General features: G+C 60.0%; 22 protein-coding genes. All 22 read left to right on the top strand.

Annotated features, from left to right (window positions below; genetic code table 11):
* The first annotated feature begins 196 nt into the window (after positions 1–196).
* The 22 genes from BM321_RS21170 (at position 197) to fliL (ending at position 21,738) form a co-directional block, all read left to right on the top strand.
* Positions 197–1,123: a ketoacyl-ACP synthase III gene (locus BM321_RS21170; RefSeq protein WP_092144979.1), complete on the top strand. Its 927-nt coding sequence runs from the start codon at positions 197–199 to the stop codon at positions 1,121–1,123.
* Positions 1,124–1,206: 83 nt separating this feature from the next.
* Positions 1,207–2,499, top strand: coding sequence for a motility associated factor glycosyltransferase family protein (locus BM321_RS21175; protein ID WP_092444564.1), 1,293 nt, complete (start codon positions 1,207–1,209; stop codon positions 2,497–2,499).
* Complete coding sequence (locus BM321_RS21180; RefSeq protein WP_092444566.1) at positions 2,496–2,765, top strand: hypothetical protein; 270 nt, start codon at positions 2,496–2,498, stop codon at positions 2,763–2,765. Before BM321_RS21175 ends, BM321_RS21180 begins: the two co-directional genes overlap by 4 nt.
* A 253-nt stretch (positions 2,766–3,018) precedes the next feature.
* Positions 3,019–3,870, top strand: a complete 852-nt coding sequence (locus BM321_RS21185; RefSeq protein WP_092444568.1) for a flagellin domain-containing protein — start codon at positions 3,019–3,021, stop codon at positions 3,868–3,870.
* Between the two features lie 72 nt (positions 3,871–3,942).
* A complete protein-coding gene (locus tag BM321_RS21190) occupies positions 3,943–4,308 on the top strand; it encodes a flagellar protein FlaG (RefSeq protein ID WP_092444570.1) in 366 nt (121 codons plus the stop codon).
* An 82-nt stretch (positions 4,309–4,390) separates the two neighbouring features.
* On the top strand, positions 4,391–5,824 hold the full coding sequence (gene fliD / locus BM321_RS21195; RefSeq protein WP_092444572.1) for a flagellar filament capping protein FliD: 1,434 nt from the start codon (positions 4,391–4,393) through the stop codon (positions 5,822–5,824).
* 132 nt (positions 5,825–5,956) lie between these two features.
* Complete coding sequence (gene fliS, locus BM321_RS21200) at positions 5,957–6,352, top strand: flagellar export chaperone FliS (protein WP_092444573.1); 396 nt, start codon at positions 5,957–5,959, stop codon at positions 6,350–6,352.
* Positions 6,353–6,363: 11 nt separating this feature from the next.
* On the top strand, positions 6,364–6,660 hold the full coding sequence (locus tag BM321_RS21205) for a flagellar protein FliT (protein WP_092444575.1): 297 nt from the start codon (positions 6,364–6,366) through the stop codon (positions 6,658–6,660).
* Positions 6,661–6,829: 169 nt separating this feature from the next.
* Positions 6,830–8,305, top strand: coding sequence for a sigma-54 dependent transcriptional regulator (locus tag BM321_RS21210; protein ID WP_003199076.1), 1,476 nt, complete (start codon positions 6,830–6,832; stop codon positions 8,303–8,305).
* Between the two features lie 110 nt (positions 8,306–8,415).
* A complete protein-coding gene (locus BM321_RS21215) occupies positions 8,416–9,624 on the top strand; it encodes a sensor histidine kinase (RefSeq protein WP_092444577.1) in 1,209 nt (402 codons plus the stop codon).
* A 5-nt stretch (positions 9,625–9,629) separates the two neighbouring features.
* Positions 9,630–11,024: a sigma-54-dependent response regulator transcription factor FleR gene (gene fleR, locus BM321_RS21220; protein ID WP_092444579.1), complete on the top strand. Its 1,395-nt coding sequence runs from the start codon at positions 9,630–9,632 to the stop codon at positions 11,022–11,024.
* A gap of 224 nt (positions 11,025–11,248) precedes the next feature.
* The gene (gene fliE, locus BM321_RS21225) at positions 11,249–11,575 is read left to right on the top strand and encodes a flagellar hook-basal body complex protein FliE (protein WP_003199082.1); all 327 of its coding nucleotides are present in this window, start codon (positions 11,249–11,251) and stop codon (positions 11,573–11,575) included.
* 15 nt (positions 11,576–11,590) lie between these two features.
* The gene (fliF, locus tag BM321_RS21230; RefSeq protein ID WP_092331779.1) at positions 11,591–13,375 is read left to right on the top strand and encodes a flagellar basal-body MS-ring/collar protein FliF; all 1,785 of its coding nucleotides are present in this window, start codon (positions 11,591–11,593) and stop codon (positions 13,373–13,375) included.
* Positions 13,368–14,387, top strand: coding sequence for a flagellar motor switch protein FliG (gene fliG / locus BM321_RS21235; RefSeq protein WP_003199086.1), 1,020 nt, complete (start codon positions 13,368–13,370; stop codon positions 14,385–14,387). The genes fliF and fliG overlap by 8 nt, the downstream gene beginning before the upstream one ends.
* Positions 14,388–14,394: 7 nt before the next feature.
* Positions 14,395–15,240, top strand: a complete 846-nt coding sequence (gene fliH, locus BM321_RS21240; protein ID WP_092444581.1) for a flagellar assembly protein FliH — start codon at positions 14,395–14,397, stop codon at positions 15,238–15,240.
* Complete coding sequence (gene fliI, locus BM321_RS21245) at positions 15,230–16,588, top strand: flagellar protein export ATPase FliI (protein ID WP_092204543.1); 1,359 nt, start codon at positions 15,230–15,232, stop codon at positions 16,586–16,588. Before fliH ends, fliI begins: the two co-directional genes overlap by 11 nt.
* Positions 16,589–16,594: 6 nt before the next feature.
* Positions 16,595–17,044: a flagellar export protein FliJ gene (fliJ, locus tag BM321_RS21250; RefSeq protein WP_053182982.1), complete on the top strand. Its 450-nt coding sequence runs from the start codon at positions 16,595–16,597 to the stop codon at positions 17,042–17,044.
* 102 nt (positions 17,045–17,146) lie between these two features.
* Positions 17,147–17,452 (top strand): STAS domain-containing protein, encoded by a 306-nt coding sequence (locus tag BM321_RS21255; RefSeq protein WP_072408521.1) that lies wholly within the window; start codon positions 17,147–17,149, stop codon positions 17,450–17,452.
* Positions 17,453–17,457: 5 nt separating this feature from the next.
* Positions 17,458–19,164: an ATP-binding SpoIIE family protein phosphatase gene (locus BM321_RS21260; RefSeq protein ID WP_092444583.1), complete on the top strand. Its 1,707-nt coding sequence runs from the start codon at positions 17,458–17,460 to the stop codon at positions 19,162–19,164.
* Positions 19,165–19,195: 31 nt separating this feature from the next.
* Positions 19,196–19,540, top strand: a complete 345-nt coding sequence (locus tag BM321_RS21265) for an Hpt domain-containing protein (protein ID WP_003199096.1) — start codon at positions 19,196–19,198, stop codon at positions 19,538–19,540.
* 88 nt (positions 19,541–19,628) lie between these two features.
* On the top strand, positions 19,629–21,002 hold the full coding sequence (locus tag BM321_RS21270; protein ID WP_092444585.1) for a flagellar hook-length control protein FliK: 1,374 nt from the start codon (positions 19,629–19,631) through the stop codon (positions 21,000–21,002).
* Between the two features lie 232 nt (positions 21,003–21,234).
* Complete coding sequence (fliL, locus tag BM321_RS21275) at positions 21,235–21,738, top strand: flagellar basal body-associated protein FliL (protein ID WP_092204548.1); 504 nt, start codon at positions 21,235–21,237, stop codon at positions 21,736–21,738.
* The last annotated feature ends 1 nt before the right edge of the window (position 21,739 follow it).

Consider the following 21,739-nt stretch of genomic DNA (forward strand, 5'->3'; position numbering starts at 1 on the left):
TTCAAAAAGGGCTTATTCGGAAAAATTGGCGTGACCTGCGAGTCATAACGCGCATCTTCACTGTATTGTATTGACCGGGAAGATGGCGCCTGGCCCTTATCAGGACCAGTGATAGCCCTTTACACTTCTCGCTTGTCGGCGCCCCTCGATTCCTTGCGAGCGGTGGTATTGGGCTGTTTTTGATTGGGAAGCCGTAATGATTGGCATAAAAAGCATTGCGAGCTACGTTCCTGTAGCCGGCGTGGACAATTACGCACAAGGTGCAAAATTTGAGAAGGATGAAGAATTCATCCTTGGCAAGATTGGTTCGGCCTTCTTGCCACGCAAGGATGACGGGCAGGAAACCTCTGACCTTTGTGTCGAAGCGGTCAACGCGCTGTTTGCCAACAATCCCGGCCTGAAACGCGAATCCATCGACGTGCTGATCGTCGTTACGCAGAATGGCGATGAAGAAGGCTTGCCTCATACGGCAGCAATCGTCCAGGACAAGCTCGGCTTGCCTACCACAGTGGCAGCGTTTGATATTTCCCTGGGGTGCTCGGGGTATGTCTATGGCATCTACGCCATCAAGGGCTTTATGGAGGCCGCTGGTCTGAAGAATGGCCTGTTGGTGACGGCCGATCCGTATTCGAAAATCGTCGATCCGGAAGACCGCAACACCACGATGCTGTTCGGCGATGCCGCCACCGCCACCTGGATGGGTGAAGATGCACCGTGGCAATTGGGCAAGGCCAAGTTTGGCACTGACGGTTCCGGTGCGCCGCACCTGAAGGTCAGCGATGGTGTGTTCTTCATGAACGGCCGCCAGGTGTTCAACTTCGCCTTGCTCAAGGTGCCGGCTCATTTGCATGAGTTGCTCGCCGATTCCAACCTGCAAGCCAGTGATATCGATGCGTTCTGTATTCACCAGGGTAGCGCGGCAATTGTCGATGCCGTGGCACGACGTTTCGAGGGTGAGCCGGAGAAGTTCATCAAGGACATGGTCGAGACCGGGAACACCGTGTCGTCGAGCATTCCATTGCTGCTGGAGAAGCACGTGCTCGATTCCGATTGGAAGCGCGTGGCCTTGAGCGGTTTTGGCGTAGGCCTGTCCTGGGGTTCGGCGATCATTTATCGTCCTTGAGCCACTAAAACCCAGGCACAAAAATAGCGTCCAAGGTGTAACCTTGAACGCTATTTTTTTGCCTGATGAAAAAGCGAGACGCCATGAGCGAGTTCTTTGAGCGCAATCTCCAAGTCATTCAACGGCGCTGGCCGGCCCTGGCCGAACGTCTGCTGCTGGAGAATGCTGGCGCGTTGAAGGCCGATCTGGTCGAGGGGCTTGGGTCGACCCTGAGCATCAACGGCATTCAACTGACCAGCCGGCATGACCGACTCGCCGAGGCCGATCTGCAAGCCGCCAGTGTGGCGCTGGATGCCGTCGTTGTGCATGTCTATGGCACTGGGCTGGGCGATCTGCAACAACGGCTGCTGGAGCGCGAGGGGCTTGAGAAGCTCTATGTGCATATTCTTAACGGTTCGGTATTCGCGCTGGTGTTGCAGGTCATGGACCAATCGCCGTGGCTCGTCGATTCACGGGTCGAACTGCTTTATGCGGGCGATCTGACAGAGATCCAATTACCATTTTTCGCGTTGCCTGCCGAGCTGGTGTTGGCTGATGATTTCAACGCGAAAATTCGCGATCGATTGATCAGTGAAACCCATCTGGCGTTCAACAACTGTGAATTCCACCCGGAGGCACCGCAAATCATCGAGCGCCTGCAAGCCACGTTCGGCCTGGTGCAAGCAGATCGTGACGTTGCCGAGTTGTTCAACTCCCTGGGCGGACGGGAAGCGTTTGTCATTGCCACCGGCCCCAGTCTCGAGCAGCACTTCGAGACGCTGCGCGGGCTGAACGAGCAACCTGGGCGCCCCTTGCTGATTTGTGTCGATACGGCCTACCGACCGTTGATCAACCATGGCATCCACCCGGATGTTGTCGTGAGCATCGATCAGCGCATCTCGATGCAACATCTTCCGCCACAAGATACTGATGCCATTGCTCTGGTCTATATGCCAATGGCTGACCCCACGGTCCTCAACGCCTGGCGGGGGCCACGTTACTGTGCTTATTCCTTCAGCCCCATTTATGAACGGCTACGTCAACAATTGCGCAGAGGCGAACTGCATATGGGCGGTAGCGTGATCCACCCGGCGGTGGACCTGGCGGTAAAAATGGGGGCGGAACACATCACTCTATTCGGGGCCGATTTCGCCTTCCCCCATGACAAGACCCATGCCGGATGGGCGGATGGCGAGCTTGGGCCGCAACTGGGCGCGGCAAAACACTGGGTGCTGGATGGTCATGGCCAGCGGGTCAAGACCCAGCTCAACTTCCGCAGCTATCTGTGTGAGCTGGAGCGTTTTATCGCCGGGCACCCCCACGTGCGTTTTTATAACAGCAGTCGGGATGGGGCGATGATCGTCGGCACTTATTTTCATCCGGAGTTTGCGCAATGACCGGGCTTGAAGCTGTGATTGTTGATGCCCGTGAGTGTGCGCGTTTGTTTCGTCTGGGGCGCGATGTCGAGGCGGGGCTGGCGATGGTGGCGATGATTGAAGCTGCACAGGCTTTTATCGAGCCTATGCCTGGCGACCTCCAATCATCGTGGAGCGGGTTGCTCGCGTTGATGTTCAACGATCAACAGGGCCAGAACTGGCTCTCGCTGGCTGATTATCTTGAGTACGAGTGGGTTGATCTGCTGACCGCTGGTCAGGCGATTTAAGTCGTTGGCCTGTTGATCGTTGCCACCTTCCGGTTGGGTTTCGATTGCGACAGTTCCCTGGCGTCATTTTCTTACTCCCCGGGCGTTGCCAAGTCCTTGATTTTCGAGGGGTGGCACCCTGATGGCAAAATTTTTGAAAAAACTGCTAAAGCAAGTTCCGATTACGACGATAACTATTACGAAGGTTCTCTAGGCCACACCCGGCGGTTGCCAGGGCCGGAAGCCGCAGTACCCAACCAACGAGGAATTCGTCATGGCTTTAACAGTAAACACCAACGTCACATCGTTGAACGTTCAGAAGAACCTGAACCGGGCTTCCGATGCTCTCTCCACTTCGATGACCCGCCTGTCTTCCGGCCTGAAAATCAACAGCGCCAAAGACGACGCCGCTGGCCTGCAGATCTCCACTCGTATGACTTCGCAAATCCGCGGTCAGACCATGGCGATCAAAAACGCCAACGATGGTATCTCCATCGCGCAAACCGCTGAAGGCGCACTGCAAGAGTCCACCAACATCCTGCAGCGTATGCGTGAGCTGGCTGTTCAGGCACGAAACGACTCCAACGGCACCGACGACCGTATCGCTCTGAACAAAGAGTTCGCTACCATGTCGGACGAGCTGACTCGTATCGCCAACTCCACCAACCTGAACGGTAAGAACCTGATCGACGGTTCCGCTGGCACCATGACCTTCCAGGTCGGTTCCAACACCGGTGCTGACAACCAGATCACCCTGACCCTGGGCAGCAGCTTCGACGCAGCGACCCTGAGCGTTGGCTCCGGCACCGTGGTTATCAGTGCTGTTGACAGTGCAACGGCAGAGAGCGCCACCTCGGCTGCAATCGACGCAATCGACGCGGCTCTGAAAACCATCAACACCAGCCGTGCTGACCTCGGTGCTGCACAAAACCGTCTGACCAGCACCATCTCCAACCTGCAGAACATCAACGAAAACGCCAGTGCTGCACTGGGTCGCGTACAAGACACCGACTTCGCTGCTGAAACTGCACAACTGACCAAGCAGCAGACTCTGCAGCAAGCGTCTACCTCGGTTCTGGCCCAGGCCAACCAACTGCCATCCGCTGTACTGAAGCTGCTTCAGTAATAGCCGGATGAGTTTTAGCGGGGGGGTGCGCTTGCGTGCTCTCTCGCTTTTTCCGTTCAAGAGGTGATGGACATGGATATGAGCGTGAAGCTGAACTTGTCTTATCCGGCGGCGAACCCGGCGCTCAATATTGCCGATAAGCCCGTGGAGAAGCCTCGGGCCGAGGTTGCTGTGGTAGCTCCGGTCAAAGAAGCCCCTAAGGATGCTGCTGCCGAGCAGGACAAACTCAAGAAAGCCGTTCAGGAAATCGAGAAGTTCGTCCAGTCGGTCAAGCGTAACCTGGAGTTTTCTATCGATGAGCCTTCAGGCAAAGTAGTAGTCAAGGTAATTGCCAGTGATTCCGGTGAAGTGATTCGCCAGATCCCGAACGAAGAAGTTCTGAAACTGGCCAACAGTTTGAATGATGCAAACAGCTTGTTGTTCAGCGCAGAAGCCTGACAACCGGCACGAATTCTGTTGTTATGTTCTTTTGGGCGTTGTAAAGGTCAAAAGGCCGGCGACACACTGAAGGGAGTCCCGTATGGCAAGTCCAATTCTACCCGGCTTGGGTTTAGGCTCTGGCCTCGATACCACCGCTATCGTCAAGGCATTGGTGGATTCTGACAAAGCGGCCAAGCAAGGTCAGATTGATCGTGCCACCAAGACCAACACGGCCAATATTTCGGGGATCGGTACCCTGAAGTCGCTGCTGGCTACCTTCCAGTCTGCGCTTGAAAGCCTGGGCAGCACGACCACGCCTCAATTCACCGGGGTTGCTGCCACGTCGGCCAACAACAGTGCCTTGACGGTGACGGCCGGCAACTCGGCGGTAAGCGGCACTTACTCGGTAAACGTCACTCAGTTGGCGACGTCATCGAAAGTCGCTACCGCTGCGTTCGCCGGTGGCGCTTCCAGTGCCGTAGAGGCTGGCACGCTGACCATTAGTCAAAGTGGCAAGGATTACACGCTTGATATTCCAGCCGACGCGACGCTGCAGTCGGTTCGGGACGCGATCAATAGCAAGTATTCTTCCAGTGGCTTGACTGCCAACATCGTCACGGACAATTTTGGCTCCCGCCTAGTAGTAGGGTCGACAAAAACCGGCGCCGGCAGTGATATTTCGCTCAGCGGTATTGCCAGCTTGGCTGCCAACGGTTCTGTGGAGATGGGGACGCCTAGCGCAACCTCTTCGGGATCAATCGGCCTCGCCAAGGACGCGGTTTTTACGGTCGATGGGCTGTCGATGACCAGTCCAACCAACAAGTTGGATAATGTTATTTCAGGCTTGAACATGACATTGCTCGTCGCCGGCTCCGGACCGACGACTGTTACCGTCGCCACCAACGCCGATGGCTTGAAAGCTTCGATCCAGAAATTCGTCGATGCTTATAACGCCATTGCCAAGGCAGTCACCTCGTTGACCAAGCCCACGACGGACGCTGATGGTAATTCGGTCCCTGCGGCGCTGACGGGCGACTCGTTGCCGCGTTCTCTGCTGGCAGCTATTCGTGCGCCTTTGTCCGAAACCGGAGCGGGCGACAAGCTCACCGTATTGTCTCAGTTGGGTATCACCACCAACCAGACAACGGGTGCGCTTGATTTCAACAGTGCGAAATTCACCGAAGCCTTGGACACCAAGCAGTTGGGAGGGGAAGTCCAGACGTTGTTCACCGGTGAAAACGGTTTGATCGAGCGTATGCAGAACGCGCTCAAGCCTTACACTGAGACTGGCAAGACGGATTCCAATGGCAAGCCTGTCGATAACATCCTGACGGCGCGCTCCAAGAACCTTGAAGTCCTCAAGGCGAAACTGAGCGATGACCAGTTGGCCTTGGATCGCCGGATCGAAACCCTTACTGCGGTTCTGACTAAGAAGTACAACGACATGGACACCCTGGTCGGCAAGCTGAAAGCCACCGCCAGTAACATCACTTCCATGTTCGAAGCGATAACGGCCCAGCAGAAAAACAGCTGATTTTCGACCGATGAAAAAAGCCCGGCAGCGTTTTGACAGCGCTCCGGGCTTTCGGCTTTTTCGATCTAAAGTTTTTTGACGTGACGTCGATACGCTGTTTATACGAACCGAAGTTTTCAGATGAGGTAGAACATGAATCCGATGTTAGCCCTTCGCCAATACCAGAAGATTGGCGCCCAGGCGCAAACCTCCGAAGCAAGCCCCCATCGTCTGGTGCAAATGCTCATGGAGGGCGGGCTGGACCGTATCGCCCAGGCCAAAGGCGCGATGGAACGTAAGGATATCGCCAACAAAGGCGTATTGATCAGTAAGGCCATCGGAATCGTCGGTGGTCTGCGTGAAGGTCTGGACCTGGAAAACCAGGCTGAAGCGGTGACTGAGCTGGATAACCTTTACACCTACATGATGAAGCGCCTGGCCGAAGCCAACGCCAAGACCGACCCGAAGATCCTCGACGAAGTCGCTGATCTGCTTCGCACGGTCAAGGAAGGCTGGGATGCCATTGCCGCACCTGGCCCGCAATTCTAAGGAGCACGCTCATGAGTCTTGTCCTGCAGCGAATCGAACAAACCCGTGATGCCCTGGTCGATGCCTTGGCTGAGCGCAACTGGGAGGCCATCGGACAATTGGACCTGGCCTGCCGTTCCTGCATGGAAGACGTCCTGAGCGAGTCCGAGGTGGATGAGGCGGCGTTGCGTAGTAACCTTGAGGAGTTACTGGGGGTGTACCGGCAATTGCTGGAGGCGGCGACAGGAGAGCGTCAGGCGATCGTCGACGAGATGCAACAGATCCATCAAGCACAGAACGCCGCAAAGGTTTACCATCTGTTCGGTTAATACTCAGTTAATCCGAGTCCGTTGCGCCATAAATTTGACTGTGCACGGTTTTTTGACTTAACTAGTAGCTGTTTACAGATTTAAGGCGTCTACAGGCATGACAAGTCTGCAAGCGTCTAGCTTGCCCCCTAATTTCGGGCATTGGGTTGACTAGGGAAGTTGCTATTGCATGTGGCGTGAAACCAAAATTCTCCTGATCGATGACGATAGCGTCCGCCGCCGCGACTTGGCGGTGATCCTGAATTTTCTTGGCGAAGAAAATTTACCCTGCGGAAGCCATGATTGGCAGCAGGCTGTCGGCTCGTTGTCGTCCAGTCGTGAAGTCATCTGTGTCCTCATCGGGACCGTAAATGCTCCCGCAACGCTTTTGGGCTTGCTAAAGACACTCTCGACCTGGGATGAGTTCCTTCCGGTTTTGTTAATGGGCGAAAATTCTTCCCTTGACTTGCCTGAAGACCAGCGTCGCCGGGTACTTTCCACGCTCGAAATGCCGCCCAGCTACAGCAAGCTGCTCGATTCGTTGCACCGCGCGCAGGTTTATCGCGAGATGTACGATCAGGCCCGCGAGCGCGGCAGGCATCGCGAACCCAACCTGTTCCGAAGCCTCGTCGGCACCAGTCGGGCGATCCAGCATGTGCGCCAGATGATGCAGCAGGTCGCCGATACTGACGCCAGCGTGCTGATCCTGGGCGAGTCGGGCACCGGCAAGGAAGTGGTCGCGCGCAACCTGCATTACCACTCCAAGCGTCGCGAAGCGCCGTTCGTGCCAGTCAACTGTGGCGCGATCCCGGCCGAGTTGCTGGAAAGCGAACTGTTTGGCCATGAGAAAGGTGCTTTCACCGGCGCGATCACCAGTCGCGCCGGGCGTTTCGAATTGGCCAACGGCGGTACGCTGTTTCTCGACGAGATCGGCGACATGCCGCTGCCAATGCAGGTCAAGCTGTTGCGGGTCCTGCAGGAGCGCACCTTCGAGCGCGTGGGTAGCAACAAGACCCAGAGCGTCGATGTGCGCATCATTGCCGCCACGCACAAGAACCTCGAGAGCATGATCGAGGTCGGCAGTTTCCGCGAAGACCTCTATTACCGCCTCAATGTTTTCCCGATCGAAATGGCGCCACTGCGTGAGCGCGTCGAAGACATCCCGTTGCTGATGAACGAACTGATCTCGCGCATGGAGCATGAAAAGCGCGGTTCGATCCGCTTCAATTCGGCGGCGATCATGTCCTTGTGTCGCCATGGTTGGCCGGGCAACGTCCGCGAGCTGGCCAACCTGGTGGAGCGCATGGCGATCATGCACCCGTACGGGGTGATCGGCGTGAATGAGTTGCCGAAGAAATTCCGCTACGTCGACGACGAAGACGAGCAAATGGTCGACAGCCTGCGCAGTGACCTGGAGGAGCGGGTGGCGATCAACGGTCACACGCCAGACTTTACCGCCAATGCCTTGTTGCCGCCCGAAGGCCTGGATCTCAAGGATTACCTGGGAGGCCTTGAACAAGGGCTGATCCAGCAGGCGCTGGACGATGCCAACGGTATCGTGGCCCGTGCGGCAGAACGGCTGCGCATCCGTCGTACCACCCTGGTGGAGAAGATGCGCAAGTACGGCATGAGCCGTCGCGAAGGAGATGAACAGGCGGATGATTGACGCCTGTTTTCCAACCGCCTGATTCTTGGGCGGTTTTTTTTCGGCACGGGTATTGCTATAGCCCTCGCAACGTTCCGTTTAACTGACGGTCAGCCAAGCGAGAGAGCACGATGACCCAAGCCGCCCAGATGTCTCCTGTCCCCGAACCGGGACACATGCCGTCCGCCGAACAGGCAAGCCGGCTTGGACTTGAGCAGGCATTTTCGCTGTTCAGCCAGATGTCCAGCCAACTGACGGATTCCTACAGCCTGCTCGAAGCCCGGGTCACCGAGCTCAAGGGCGAGTTGGCCGTGGTCAGCGCCCAGCGCATGCAGGAGCTGGCGGAAAAGGAACGCCTGGCCAATCGCCTGCAAAATCTCCTCGACCTGTTGCCCGGTGGCGTGATCGTCATCGACGCCCACGGCCGTGTGCGCGAAGCCAACCCGGCGGCCTGCGAGTTGCTCGGCCTGCCCCTGGAGGGCGAGCTGTGGCGGCACGTCATCGCCCGCTGCTTTGCGCCCCGGGACGACGACGGCCATGAAGTGTCCCTCAAGGACGGTCGGCGCTTGTCCATCTCGACGCGCTCGCTGGACGCCGAGCCTGGGCAATTGGTGCTGCTCAATGACTTGACTGAAACCCGTCACCTGCAAGACCAGTTGGCTCGCCACGAGCGCCTGTCTTCCCTGGGACGGATGGTGGCCTCGCTGGCCCATCAGATTCGTACGCCGCTGTCCGCCGCGCTGCTCTATGCCAGTCACCTGACCGAGCAGCAATTGCCGATGGAAACCCAGCAACGCTTCGCCGGACGCTTGAAAGAGCGCCTGCACGAACTGGAGCACCAGGTGCGGGACATGCTGGTGTTCGCTCGCGGCGAGCTGCCGTTGACCGACCGCGTCACCCCCAAGGCCTTGTTGCAATCGCTGCAGGCCGCGGCGTTGACTCATGTGCAGGAGCTGCCGATCCGCTGGCAGTGCGACAGCCATGTCGGTGAAGTGCTGTGCAACCGCGACACACTGGTGGGCGCGGTGTTGAATCTCATCGAAAACGCGATCCAGGCCAGCCGCGGCGACGTCCGGCTGAAAGTGCACTTGTACACACGGGACAACACCTTGCGCCTGTCTGTCAGCGACAACGGCAGCGGTATCGAGCCGGCCGTGCTAGCGCGCCTGGGCGAGCCATTCTTTACCACCAAGACCACCGGCACGGGCCTGGGCCTGACCGTGGTCAAGGCCGTGGCCCGTGCTCATCAGGGAGAATTGCAATTGCGCTCGCGGTTGGGCCGTGGCACGTGTGCGACGGTGTGCTTGCCGCTGTTTTCCAATGCGCCAGGGGTGGAGTGAAAGCAATGGCGATCAAGGTGTTGCTGGTTGAGGATGACCGGGCCCTGCGCGAGGCGCTGGCCGATACCCTGGTGCTGGCCGGGCACGACTACGCCGCCGTCGGTTCGGCGGAGGAAGCGCTGCTGGCGGTGGGCCGGGAAGCGTTCAGCCTGGTGGTCAGTGACGTCAACATGCCGGGCATGGACGGCCATCAATTGCTCGGCCTGTTACGTGCCCGTCAGCCGCAACTGCCCGTCTTGCTGATGACCGCTCACGGCGCTGTCGAGCGAGCGGTGGATGCCATGCGCCAGGGCGCGGCGGATTACCTGGTCAAGCCGTTCGAGCCAAAGGCACTGCTGGATCTGGTCGCGCGCCATGCCTTGGGCAGTCTCGCGGTCGAGGGCGAAGGCCCGGTGGCCATCGAACCGGCCAGTGCGCAACTGCTGGAATTGGCCGCACGGGTCGCTCGCAGTGATTCAACCGTGTTGATTTCCGGCGAGTCCGGTACGGGCAAGGAAGTGCTGGCCCGCTACATCCATCAACAATCCCGGCGTGCCGGGGAACCGTTCATTGCCATCAATTGCGCGGCGATTCCCGACAACATGCTCGAGGCGACCTTGTTTGGCCACGAAAAGGGTTCGTTCACCGGCGCCATCGCGGCCCAGGCCGGCAAGTTCGAGCAGGCCGACGGTGGCACGATCCTGCTCGATGAAATTTCCGAAATGCCGTTGGGCCTGCAAGCCAAGCTGTTGCGGGTATTGCAGGAGCGGGAAGTGGAGCGGGTGGGGGCGCGCAAGCCCATCAGCCTGGACATTCGCGTGGTGGCGACCACCAACCGCGACCTGGCCGGCGAAGTGGCGGCGGGGCGTTTCCGTGAGGACCTCTATTACCGTCTGTCGGTATTCCCGCTCGCCTGGCGTCCGTTGCGCGAGCGCACCGCCGATATCCTGCCGCTGGCCGAGCGCCTGCTGAACAAACACGTCAATAAAATGAAGCACGCGGCGGCACGGCTTTCAGCCGAGGCCCGGGCCTGTCTGGTTGCCTACCCGTGGCCGGGCAATGTCCGAGAGCTGGATAACGCCATTCAGCGGGCGTTGATCCTGCAACAGGGCGGTTTGATCCAGCCGGAGGATTTCTGCCTGGCCGGTCCGGTGGCCTGCGCGCCATTGCCCGCATTGGCACCGCCACCGACCGCAACCCCCATGCCGCCGATGGATGTCGAGGGCGATTCGGTCGGCGCCTTGGGCGATGACCTGCGGCGTCGCGAGTTCCAGATGATCATCGACACCCTGCGCGCCGAACGCGGTCGTCGCAAGGAGGCCGCCGAACGCCTGGGGATCAGCCCGCGCACCCTGCGCTACAAGTTGGCGCAAATGCGTGACGCCGGCATGGATGTCGAGGCTTATCTGTTCGCCAGTTGAATAAGCACCAAAAACCCCTGTGGGAGCGAGCTTGCTCGCGATAGCGGTGGGTCAGTCAAGTTGGGGGCGGATGTGATGGGGTAATCGCGAGCAGGCTCGCTCCCGCAATGGGCTTGTGCGCGCATTTGTTTTCCATCGCCATGGAGCTGGCACCCTTGTTGCTAATACCTGAATACCCGCTGAGTAAGTGTCAAAAAAATGCGGGCCGCCAGAGAGAGTAGACCATGAGCCAAGGTATTGAATTTAATCGGTTGATGTTGGACATGCGGGCCATGCAAATGGACGCCATGGCCCAGCCTAAATCGGTCGCGGTCCCCCAAGTGGGTGGCAGCAGCTTTTCCGACATGCTCGGTCAGGCCGTCAATAAAGTGAACGATACCCAGCAGGCGTCGAACCAGTTGGCCAGTGCTTTCGAGATTGGCAAAAGTGGCGTCGACCTGACGGACGTAATGATCTCCTCGCAGAAAGCCAGTGTCTCGTTTCAGGCGCTGACCCAGGTTCGCAACAAACTGGTTCAAGCCTACCAAGACATCATGCAGATGCCGGTTTAAGGAAATTATTGAGTCATGGCAGAAGCAGCCGTTGATAACGTTCCAGCCAAGGCCACTCCGGTAGACGGCAAACCGCCGTTGTTCGGCCTGTCCTTCCTGGAAAATCTCTCCGAGATGACCATGCTGCGTCAGGTTGGCCTGTTGGTCGGCCTGGCTGCCAGCGTGGCGATTGGTTTTGCCGTGGTGCTGTGGTCCCAGCAGCCGGACTATCGTCCGCTGTATGGCAGCCTGGCGGGCATGGACGCCAAGCAAGTCATGGAGACCCTGGCTTCCGCCGACATTCCTTACACCGTTGAACCCAATTCCGGTGCCTTGCTGGTCAAGGCCGATGACGTCGCTCGTGCGCGCCTCAAGCTCGCCGCGGCCGGCGTGACGCCGACCGATGGCAACATCGGTTTCGAGATCCTCGACAAGGACCAGGGCCTGGGCACCAGCCAATTCATGGAAGCGACCCGTTATCGTCGCGGCCTGGAAGGTGAGCTGGCGCGGACCATTTCCAGCCTGAACAACGTCAAGGGTGCCCGGGTGCACCTGGCGATCCCGAAAAGCTCGGTGTTCGTGCGCGACGAGCGCAAGCCCAGTGCTTCGGTATTGGTCGAGCTGTATTCGGGCCGTTCCCTGGAGCCAGGCCAGGTCGTGGCCATCGTCAATCTGGTGGCGACCAGCGTACCCGAACTGAGCAAATCGCAGATCACCGTGGTCGACCAGAAGGGCAACCTGCTGTCCGACCAGGCGGAAAACTCCGAACTGACCATGGCCGGCAAGCAATTCGATTACAGCCGTCGCATGGAAGGCATGCTGACCCAGCGGGTGCACAACATCCTGCAACCGATCTTGGGTAATGATCGCTATAAAGCCGAAGTGTCGGCCGATGTCGACTTCAGCGCCGTCGAGTCCACTTCCGAGCAGTTCAACCCGGACCAGCCGGCGTTGCGCAGCGAGCAGTCGGTGAATGAACAACGTACCGCCAGCAATGGCCCGCAAGGTGTCCCGGGTGCCCTGAGCAACCAGCCGCCGTCGCCGGCCAGCGCGCCGCAAACCACCGGTGGCGCCACGGCGGCTGCCGGCATGGTGCAGCCAGGCCAGCCGCTGATCGATGCCAATGGCCAGCAGATCATGGACCCGGCCACCGGCCAGCCGATGCTGGCGCCGTACCCGGCCGACAAGCGTCAGCAGTCGACCAAGAACTTCGAGCTCGATCGTTCCATCAGCCACACCAAGCAACAGCAGGGCCGTTTGAATCGCTTGTCGGTCGCGGTGGTGGTGGACGACCAGGTCAAGGTCAACCCGGCCAACGGCGAAACCAGCCGTGCGCCATGGAGCGCCGACGAATTGGCGCGCTTTACCCGTCTGGTGCAGGACGCCGTCGGTTTCGACGCCAGCCGCGGCGACAGTGTCAGCGTGATCAACGTGCCGTTCTCTTCTGAGCGTGGTGAGGTGATTGCCGATATTCCGTTTTATTCGCAACCCTGGTTCTGGGATGTGGTCAAGCAAGTACTGGGTGTGCTGTTCATCCTGATACTGGTGTTCGGCGTACTGCGTCCGGTGCTCAATAACATCACCAATGGCGGCAGGAACAAGCAGTTGGCCGGCTTGGGTGATGTGGAGCTGGGCGGCATGGGCGGCCTGGATGGCGAATTGGCCAATGATCGCGTCAGCCTCGGCGGGCCGCAGAGCATTCTGCTGCCAAGCCCGAGCGAAGGCTATGACGCTCAGTTGAACGCTATCAAGAGTCTGGTGGCAGAAGACCCGGGTCGTGTGGCCCAGGTCGTGAAAGAGTGGATTAACGCAGATGAGTGATAATCGAGCCGCTGTTGCCAAATTGTCCCGGGTCGACAAAGCCGCGATCCTGCTGCTGTCCCTGGGGTCGACCGACGCCGCCCAGGTGCTGCGCCACATGGGGCCCAAGGAGGTCCAGCGCGTGGGCGTGGCCATGGCGCAGATGGGCAACGTGCACCGTGAGCAGGTCGAGCAGGTGATGAGCGAGTTCGTCGACATCGTCGGCGATCAGACCAGCCTGGGCGTGGGTTCCGACGACTACGTGCGCAAGATGCTCACCCAGGCACTGGGCGAGGACAAGGCCAACGGCCTCATCGACCGGATCCTGCTGGGTGGCAATACCAGCGGCCTGGACAGCCTCAAGTGGATGGAGCCGCGGGCGGTTGCCGACGTGATCCGTTACGAGCACCCGCAGATCCAGGCGATCGTGGTGGCTTACCTCGACCCGGACCAGGCCGGCGAAGTGCTGGGCAACTTCGATCACAAGGTGCGCCTGGACATCATCCTGCGCGTTTCTTCGCTCAATACCGTGCAGCCGGCGGCCCTGAAAGAATTGAACCAGATTCTCGAGAAGCAGTTCTCGGGCAACTCCAATGCCTCGCGCACCACCCTGGGTGGCATCAAGCGTGCGGCGGACATCATGAACTTCCTCGACAGTTCGATCGAAGGTCAGTTGATGGACTCGATCCGCGAATTCGACGAAGACCTGTCCGGTCAGATCGAAGACCTCATGTTCGTGTTCAACAACCTGTCCGATGTCGACGATCGTGGCATCCAGGCCCTGTTGCGCGAAGTGTCGTCCGACGTGCTGGTACTGGCCCTCAAGGGCTCGGACGAAGGCGTCAAGGAAAAAATCTTCAAGAACATGTCCAAACGAGCGGCCGAACTGTTGCGCGACGACCTCGAGGCCAAGGGCCCGGTGCGCGTCAGCGATGTGGAAACCGCACAGAAGGAAATCCTCACCATCGCCCGCCGCATGGCCGAAGCCGGGGAGATCGTTCTCGGTGGCAAGGGCGGCGAAGAGATGATCTAAGGTCGTTATGTCTGCCAAGAGTGATGAAGCCCCCAGCGACCTGATCCGCGCCCGGGACGTCGGTGGTTTCGACGTCTGGTCGCTGCCCAGCTTCGACCCCCACGTGCCCGAGCCTGAGCCGGAGCCGGTGGAAGAACTGCCGGAAATGGAGGAGGTGCCGCTGGAAGAAGTCCAGCCGCTGACCCTCGAGGAAGTCGAGAGCATTCGCCAGCAAGCCTATAACGAAGGCTTTGCCGTGGGTGAAAAGGAAGGCTTCCACAGCACCACGCTCAAGGTTCGCCAGGAAGCCGATGTGGCGCTGACGGCCAAGCTCCGTGCGTTGGAATCGCTGATGCTCAACCTGTTCGACCCCATCGCCGAGCAGGACAGCCAGATCGAGAAATCCCTGGTGGGCCTGGTGCAACACGTCGCCAAGCAAGTGATCCAGCGCGAACTGGCCATCGATTCGAGCCAGATCGAACACGTCATGCGTGAAGCGCTCAAGTTGTTGCCGTTGGGTGTGGGTAACGTGCGGCTGTACATCAACCCCCAGGACTTCGAACTGGTCAAGGCCCTGCGCGAGCGCCATGAAGAAACCTGGCGCATCGTCGAGGACGCGGCGCTGCTGCCGGGCGGTTGCCGGGTGGAAACCGAACACAGCCGCATCGACGCCACCGTTGAAACCCGCATTAGCCAGATCATGGCCAAGTTGTTCGACCAACTGCACGAACAGGCCCTGCATCCGGCCGCCGCCGACCTGAGCCTGGAGTTGCCGGACGATCCCCTGATCAGTGCCGATGCCACGCCGGCCGATGTGGAACTGGAGGTGCCTGAATTGGACGCTTCTGTACCGGACAACCGCGATGCGCCTTGAGCGAACCAGCTTCGGCAAGCGCCTGGGCAGCTACGCCGAGGCCAGTGAGCTGGCCGGCCAACCGATCCTGGAAGGTCGTCTGCTGCGCATGGTCGGCCTGACCCTCGAAGCCGAGGGCCTGCGTGCCGCCATGGGCAGCCGCTGCATGGTGATCAACGATGACAGCTACCACCCGGTGCAGGTCGAAGCCGAGGTCATGGGCTTCTCCGGCAGCAAGGTCTTCTTGATGCCGGTGGGCAGCGTCGCCGGTATCGCGCCCGGCGCGCGCGTCGTGCCCCTGGCCGACAACGGTCGCCTGCCCATGGGCATGAGTATGCTCGGGCGCGTGCTGGACGGGGCCGGGCGCGCCCTGGACGGCAAGGGCGGCATGAAGGCCGAAGATTGGGTGCCGATGGACGGCCCGACGATCAACCCCCTCAAGCGTGACCCCATCAGCATGCCGCTGGACGTGGGTATCCGTTGCATCAACGGTTTATTGACGGTCGGTCGCGGCCAACGCCTGGGCCTGTTCGCCGGTACCGGCGTGGGTAAGAGTGTGCTGTTGGGCATGATGACCCGCTTCACCGAAGCCGACATCATCGTGGTGGGGCTGATCGGTGAACGGGGCCGTGAGGTCAAGGAGTTCATCGAGCACATCCTCGGCGAGGAAGGGCTCAAGCGTTCGGTGGTGGTAGCTTCGCCTGCGGACGATGCGCCGTTGATGCGGCTGCGGGCCGCCATGTATTGCACGCGCATTGCCGAGTATTTCCGCGACAAGGGCAAGAACGTCCTGTTGTTGATGGATTCGCTGACCCGTTTCGCCCAGGCCCAGCGGGAAATCGCCCTGGCCATCGGCGAACCGCCGGCCACCAAGGGCTATCCACCTTCGGTCTTCGCCAAACTGCCGAAACTGGTCGAGCGTGCTGGCAACGCGGAAAAAGGCGGTGGTTCGATCACCGCGTTCTATACCGTGCTGTCCGAAGGCGACGACCAGCAAGACCCCATCGCCGACTCGGCCCGGGGTGTGCTCGACGGTCACATCGTGCTGTCCAGGCGCCTGGCCGAAGAAGGTCACTACCCGGCCATCGACATCGAGGCTTCCATCAGCCGGGTCATGCCGTCGGTGATCAGTGCCGAGCACATGAAGCGGGCCCAGCAGTTCAAGCAGTACTGGTCGCGCTACCAGCAAAGCCGTGACCTGATCAGCGTCGGTGCCTATGTGCCCGGCGGTGATCGCGAGACCGACACCGCCATCAGTCTTTACCCGGCCATGGCCGTCTACCTGCGCCAAAGCTTGAACGACAACATCGGCATGGGTGCCAGCGAGGCGCACTTGCAAACTATTTTCGCGCCGGTCTCAGGCACGTAACCGGCCATGGCCACGAGTCGTGCGGCGCGCCTGGCACCCGTGGTGGACATGGCGGAAAAAGCCGAGAAGACCGCTGTCCAGCGACTGGCGTATTTCCAGGGACAAGTGGCCGTTGCCGAGAGCAAGCTGGCAGACCTGGAAAACTTTCGACTCGAATACCAGGAGCAGTGGATTGCCCGAGGCAGCCACGGGGTGTCTGGGCAATGGTTGCTGGGTTACCAGGGGTTCCTGGCACAGCTGGGCACCGCCATCGACCAGCAGCGCCAGAGCCTGGTCTGGCATCAGAACAACCTGGAGAAGGCTCGCCAGAGCTGGCAAGAGGCGTTTGCCCGAGTCGAAGGGTTGCGCAAACTGGTGCAGCGTTATATCGATGAAGCGCGTCAGTTGGAAGACAAGCGCGAACAGAAACTGCTCGATGAATTGTCCCAGCGCCTGCCGCGGCAGAACCCCTACTGAGGCGAAATGAGGATTTTGTCGGATGAACGAGGCAAAACCTTGCTCAGACCTTTACCAGATGCTACACCTTGTACACGTATGTCCATGACAAGGAAGCCGATCATGTCAGTCGTTACCGAAGTATCCCCCGATGGGCATAAGCTGACGATTTCGATCAAGGGTCGATTCGATTTCGGGCGGCATCAGGAGTTTCGTGAGTCCTATGAGCGGCTCGATACGAAACCCGAGTCCATCGTGGTGGATTTGAAGGAAGCCACTTATCTCGACAGTTCCGCCTTGGGCATGCTCCTGCTGTTGCGCGATCATGCTGGCGGCGATGAGTCGGATATCCGGGTCGTCAACAGCAGTTCCGACGTCAAGAAAATCCTCGCGATCTCCAATTTCGACAAGCTGTTCGACATCAGTTGATCGCCATGCAATCGTCGTCGGAGCCACTGACGGTCCTGATTGCCGAAGACAGTGCCGCTGATCGACTGCTGTTGTCGACCATTGTCCGCCGCCAGGGTCACCACGTGCTCACCGCGGCCAATGGCGCCGAAGCGGTCGATATCTATATGGAACAGCGTCCGCACCTGGTGCTGATGGACGCGATGATGCCCGTGATGGACGGCTTCGAAGCCGCGCAGAGAATCAAGCAACTGGCTGGGGACCAATTGGTCCCGATCATTTTCCTCACCTCGCTGACGGAGAGCGAAGCCCTGGCCCGTTGCCTGGAAGCGGGCGGCGACGACTTCCTGGCCAAACCCTACAACCAGGTGATCCTGGCGGCCAAGATCAAGGCCATGGACCGCTTGCGCCGGTTGCAGGCCACGGTGGTGGAGCAGCGCGACCAGATCGCCCGGCACCATGACTATCTACTCAACGAACAACGGGTCGCCAAGGCCGTCTTCGACAAGATCGCCCACTCCGGCTGCCTGAGTGCACCCAACATCCGCTACCTGCAATCGCCCTATGCGTTGTTCAATGGCGACTTGCTGCTGGCCGCGTTCAACCCGGCTGGCGACATGCATGTCCTGCTGGGGGATTTCACCGGGCACGGTTTGCCGGCGGCGGTCGGTGCGATGCCGCTGGCGGAAGTGTTCTACGGGATGACGGCCAAGGGCTACGGCCTGGCGCAGATCCTGCGGGAGATGAATGCCAAGCTCAAGCGCATCCTGCCGGTGGATATGTTCTGTTGCGCAACGCTGTTGTGCCTCAGTTTCCAGCGTTGCACGGTGGAGATCTGGAACGGTGGCATGCCCGATGGTTACCTGCATGACAGCCTCAGCGGCGAGCGTACGCCATTGCCGGCGCGGCACTTGCCGTTGGGTGTGCTCGCGCCGCACTTGTTCGATGACCGCACCGAGGTGCATTCGATGTCCCTGGGGGACCGAGTGTTCCTGTTGTCCGATGGCGTAATCGAGACCAGTGACCACGATGACCGGCCGTTTGGCGTGGAGCGGTTGCATCAGGTGTTTTCGGCCAATCGTGAGCCTGACCGTCTCTTCGAGGACATCCAGCAGGCCCTGCGGGATTTTCGTGGTGAGGCCCGTGACGACTTCAGCATGGTCGAGGTGCGACTGGTCGCACCGACGCAACTCAATCCGCCGCCGCCGGTCTATTCCGATAGCGGCCAGTCCAGCCCGCTGGACTGGTCGGTGAGCTTCGAGTTCCGGGCCCAGACCCTCAAGCGCTTCAACCCGATGCCCTACCTGTTGCAGTTGCTGCTTGAGGTCCATGGGCTCAGGGCCCAGAGTGGCGCCCTTTATAGCGTCATGTCTGAGCTCTACTCCAATGCCCTGGATCACGGGGTGCTGGGGCTCGACTCGAGCCTCAAGCGTGATGCGGCGGGTTTTGCTCGCTACTACAGCGAGCGTAATACACGCCTGGATGAACTGAGCGACGGTTACGTGCGGGTGCACTTGCACGTTTCGCCAAGCGGCGAGGGTGGTCGCCTGGCCATTGAGGTCGAAGACAGTGGCGAGGGTTTCGATGTCGCCCGGGTGCTGGCACGGCCCGTGGACAGTGATCGGTTGTCGGGGCGCGGCGTGAGCCTGGTGCGCCAGTTGAGTCACCAGGCCCGCTGGTCAGACGATGGTCGTAATGCACGCGTGGAGTTTTTCTGGGAGGCTCTGGCATAATTGGCGTCATTCTTGATCAGGGAGCGAACAAGTGAACGAGATTCATCTGGACCGCGACGTGCTCAGCACGTTGAAGGAAGTCATGGAGGAGGGGTATCTGGAGTTGCTGGATACGTTTCTCAACGACTCCGAGGCTCGCCTGCGCGTGCTGCATGAAGCGCGGGACGCTGAAAAATTGAGCGCCACCGCCCACAGCTTCAAGGGCAGCAGCAGCAACATGGGCGCGATCCGCCTGGCCGAGCTGTGCGGCGAACTGGAACAGCGTGCCAAGCAACCGTCATTAGGTGGTATCGAGAAACTGGTCAACGAAATCGACAGCGAGTTCGCCCATGTCCGCAAGCTTTGCCGGGAAGAGCGTGAAGGCTTCCACTGCTGAGATTTGACGGCCGGGTAAACGTTGGCCCGTGCCTTGCATTGCCTAGTCTCGACTGTGCAAATGATTCCAGTGCAGCGGAGACCTTTTTATGCCCGTTACCCCCAATTCATTGCTTCAGGCCTCTGTCCAGGCCAAGCCCAAGGCCGCCGTCAATTCACCGGCAGCGGCCCCGGACCTCGGGGATAGAGCCTCCAGCTTCGCTCAAGTCTTCGCCAAGCAGGCGCCTTCCAAAGCGGCGGCGGCCCCGGAGCCCGTGGTGAAATCGGTGCGCGACAAGGCCGCCGATAACACCGTCAAAAAAGACACCGGCAACGAAAGCCCTGCCGCCCCGGAACCGACGGTTGCCGATAGCGGCAAACCCTTGCCCGCGGACAAACCGGCCAGCACCGACGACAAGGCCGCCAGCGATACCAGCGCCGACTCGGCTGAAACGTCCGTGGCGGATGCGGCGCCGGTCGATCCGAGCCTCGATCCTGGCGTGCTGCCGGACATGACGGTGCCGGTCGCGACAGCCCCGGCGGAACCTGCCCCCGTGGCGGTCACGACTGAGGCCCCGGTCGCCACGGCAGTCGCGGCGCCCGTTGTCCCATTGGCCGCCGCGGCCCAGCCTGCGGTCCCGGTCGTCGATCCAGCCTTCGACCCAGAAGCCGACCCTCTCGACGCATTGCCCGCCTTGCGCTTGGCAATGGAGCAGGGCGGTCATGTTTCCGCCACCAGCCAGGCGCAGCCCAAGAGCGCTGCCCCGGTGTCGCTCGACGGTGAGCCGACCTCGGCGCAGACCTTTGCCGCCGGTATGGCCAGCATGCTCAGCGTGCAAGCCGATCAGAACAGCACCGAGTCCGGTAGCCAGGGGGGCGACAAGGCCTTCGGCGGCTTGATCAGCGAAGGTCTCAAGGACCTGGGCGCGGCGTCCAGCGACACCCGCGTGGATGATTTCGCCAACCGCCTGGCCGCACTGACCCAGGCCGCTACACCCAAAACTGCCAACGCAGTGCCGGTCAACCAACCTATCGCGATGAATCAGAGCGGTTGGACCGAAGAGGTGGTCAACCGAGTGATGTACCTGTCCAGCGTCAATCTCAAGGCGGCCGACATCCAATTGCAGCCCGCGGAGCTTGGACGCCTGGATATCCGGGTGAACATGGTTCCGGACCAGCAGACCCAGGTCACGTTCATGAGCGCCCACTCCGGCGTTCGTGAAGCCCTCGAAGGCCAGTTGCATCGCCTGCGGGATAGTTTTAGCCAGCAGGGCATGGGCCAGGTCGACGTCAGCGTATCGGATCAATCCCGGGGTTCGCAGAACCAGGAGCAGCAAGCCCAGCAGCAGGCCCGGGCCGGGCGTACGACGTCATCTGGCGGGCGGGTGGATTCAGCGGAGGAAGCTGGCCCGGTCGGCATCGCCGAAGTGGCCGCCAGCACCACCAGCGTCATTGGCACCAGCGCGGTCGACTACTACGCCTGATCCAACGATGCTCACCCCTGGGGGAGCGAGCTTGCTCGCGATAGCCGATAGTCCAGTCATCCATGCAGAGACTGGTTCATCGCTATCGCGAGCAAGCTCGCTCCCACATTGGTTTCATGGGGACTGAAGAGCGTATCTGCCCGTCATCCCAGGGACCGACACTTCTGGCATAACACTTGCTCCTGCCTTGCCGTGCAACAGTGAAAACCCCGATTAGTGACGGATTATTGGCATGGCGAAGAGTGAAGCAGCAGCTGTAAAAGACCCTGCAACCAAAGGCAAACTCAAGCTGATCATCATGATCGTGGTGGGTTTGCTCCTGGCGATCGGCGTGTCCGTGGGGGCGACCTGGTATTTCATGCACAGCGCTCAGAGCAAGCCGGCAGCGGCGGTCGAGGCTGCGCCGGTGGGCAAGCAGCCGGCGATTTTCGAACCGATGGCGCCCGCCTTCGTGGCCAACTACACCGTGAACGGTCGTCAACGCTACATGCAGGTCAGCATTACTTTGCAGGGTCGCAACCAGGCTGACCTGGAAGCGCTGCGGGTGCACATGCCGCTGATCCGCAACAACCTGGTGATGCTCTTTTCCGGACAGAATTTCGACACCCTGGCCACGCCCGTCGGCCAGGAGATGCTGCGTCAGAAAGCCACGGCCAGCGTGCAGGAAGTGGCTCAGAAAGAGCTCGGCAAAGTGGTGATCGAACAGTTGCTCTTCACTAACTTCGTATTGCAGTAGG

Origin of the sequence: Pseudomonas sp. NFIX10 (assembly GCF_900111955.1) — a bacterium.
GTDB lineage: Bacteria > Pseudomonadota > Gammaproteobacteria > Pseudomonadales > Pseudomonadaceae > Aquipseudomonas > Aquipseudomonas fluorescens_AA.

What these genes read in the sequence shown, in the direction of transcription:
- BM321_RS21170 (WP_092144979.1), top strand. Translation starts at nt 197, where the DNA reads ATGATTGGCATAAAAAGCATTGCGAGCTACGTTCCTGTAGCCGGCGTG.
- BM321_RS21175 (WP_092444564.1), top strand. Translation starts at nt 1,207, where the DNA reads ATGAGCGAGTTCTTTGAGCGCAATCTCCAAGTCATTCAACGGCGCTGG.
- BM321_RS21180 (WP_092444566.1), top strand. Translation starts at nt 2,496, where the DNA reads ATGACCGGGCTTGAAGCTGTGATTGTTGATGCCCGTGAGTGTGCGCGT.
- BM321_RS21185 (WP_092444568.1), top strand. Translation starts at nt 3,019, where the DNA reads ATGGCTTTAACAGTAAACACCAACGTCACATCGTTGAACGTTCAGAAG.
- BM321_RS21190 (WP_092444570.1), top strand. Translation starts at nt 3,943, where the DNA reads ATGGATATGAGCGTGAAGCTGAACTTGTCTTATCCGGCGGCGAACCCG.
- fliD (WP_092444572.1), top strand. Translation starts at nt 4,391, where the DNA reads ATGGCAAGTCCAATTCTACCCGGCTTGGGTTTAGGCTCTGGCCTCGAT.
- fliS (WP_092444573.1), top strand. Translation starts at nt 5,957, where the DNA reads ATGAATCCGATGTTAGCCCTTCGCCAATACCAGAAGATTGGCGCCCAG.
- BM321_RS21205 (WP_092444575.1), top strand. Translation starts at nt 6,364, where the DNA reads ATGAGTCTTGTCCTGCAGCGAATCGAACAAACCCGTGATGCCCTGGTC.
- BM321_RS21210 (WP_003199076.1), top strand. Translation starts at nt 6,830, where the DNA reads ATGTGGCGTGAAACCAAAATTCTCCTGATCGATGACGATAGCGTCCGC.
- BM321_RS21215 (WP_092444577.1), top strand. Translation starts at nt 8,416, where the DNA reads ATGACCCAAGCCGCCCAGATGTCTCCTGTCCCCGAACCGGGACACATG.
- fleR (WP_092444579.1), top strand. Translation starts at nt 9,630, where the DNA reads ATGGCGATCAAGGTGTTGCTGGTTGAGGATGACCGGGCCCTGCGCGAG.
- fliE (WP_003199082.1), top strand. Translation starts at nt 11,249, where the DNA reads ATGAGCCAAGGTATTGAATTTAATCGGTTGATGTTGGACATGCGGGCC.
- fliF (WP_092331779.1), top strand. Translation starts at nt 11,591, where the DNA reads ATGGCAGAAGCAGCCGTTGATAACGTTCCAGCCAAGGCCACTCCGGTA.
- fliG (WP_003199086.1), top strand. Translation starts at nt 13,368, where the DNA reads ATGAGTGATAATCGAGCCGCTGTTGCCAAATTGTCCCGGGTCGACAAA.
- fliH (WP_092444581.1), top strand. Translation starts at nt 14,395, where the DNA reads ATGTCTGCCAAGAGTGATGAAGCCCCCAGCGACCTGATCCGCGCCCGG.
- fliI (WP_092204543.1), top strand. Translation starts at nt 15,230, where the DNA reads ATGCGCCTTGAGCGAACCAGCTTCGGCAAGCGCCTGGGCAGCTACGCC.
- fliJ (WP_053182982.1), top strand. Translation starts at nt 16,595, where the DNA reads ATGGCCACGAGTCGTGCGGCGCGCCTGGCACCCGTGGTGGACATGGCG.
- BM321_RS21255 (WP_072408521.1), top strand. Translation starts at nt 17,147, where the DNA reads ATGTCAGTCGTTACCGAAGTATCCCCCGATGGGCATAAGCTGACGATT.
- BM321_RS21260 (WP_092444583.1), top strand. Translation starts at nt 17,458, where the DNA reads ATGCAATCGTCGTCGGAGCCACTGACGGTCCTGATTGCCGAAGACAGT.
- BM321_RS21270 (WP_092444585.1), top strand. Translation starts at nt 19,629, where the DNA reads ATGCCCGTTACCCCCAATTCATTGCTTCAGGCCTCTGTCCAGGCCAAG.
- fliL (WP_092204548.1), top strand. Translation starts at nt 21,235, where the DNA reads ATGGCGAAGAGTGAAGCAGCAGCTGTAAAAGACCCTGCAACCAAAGGC.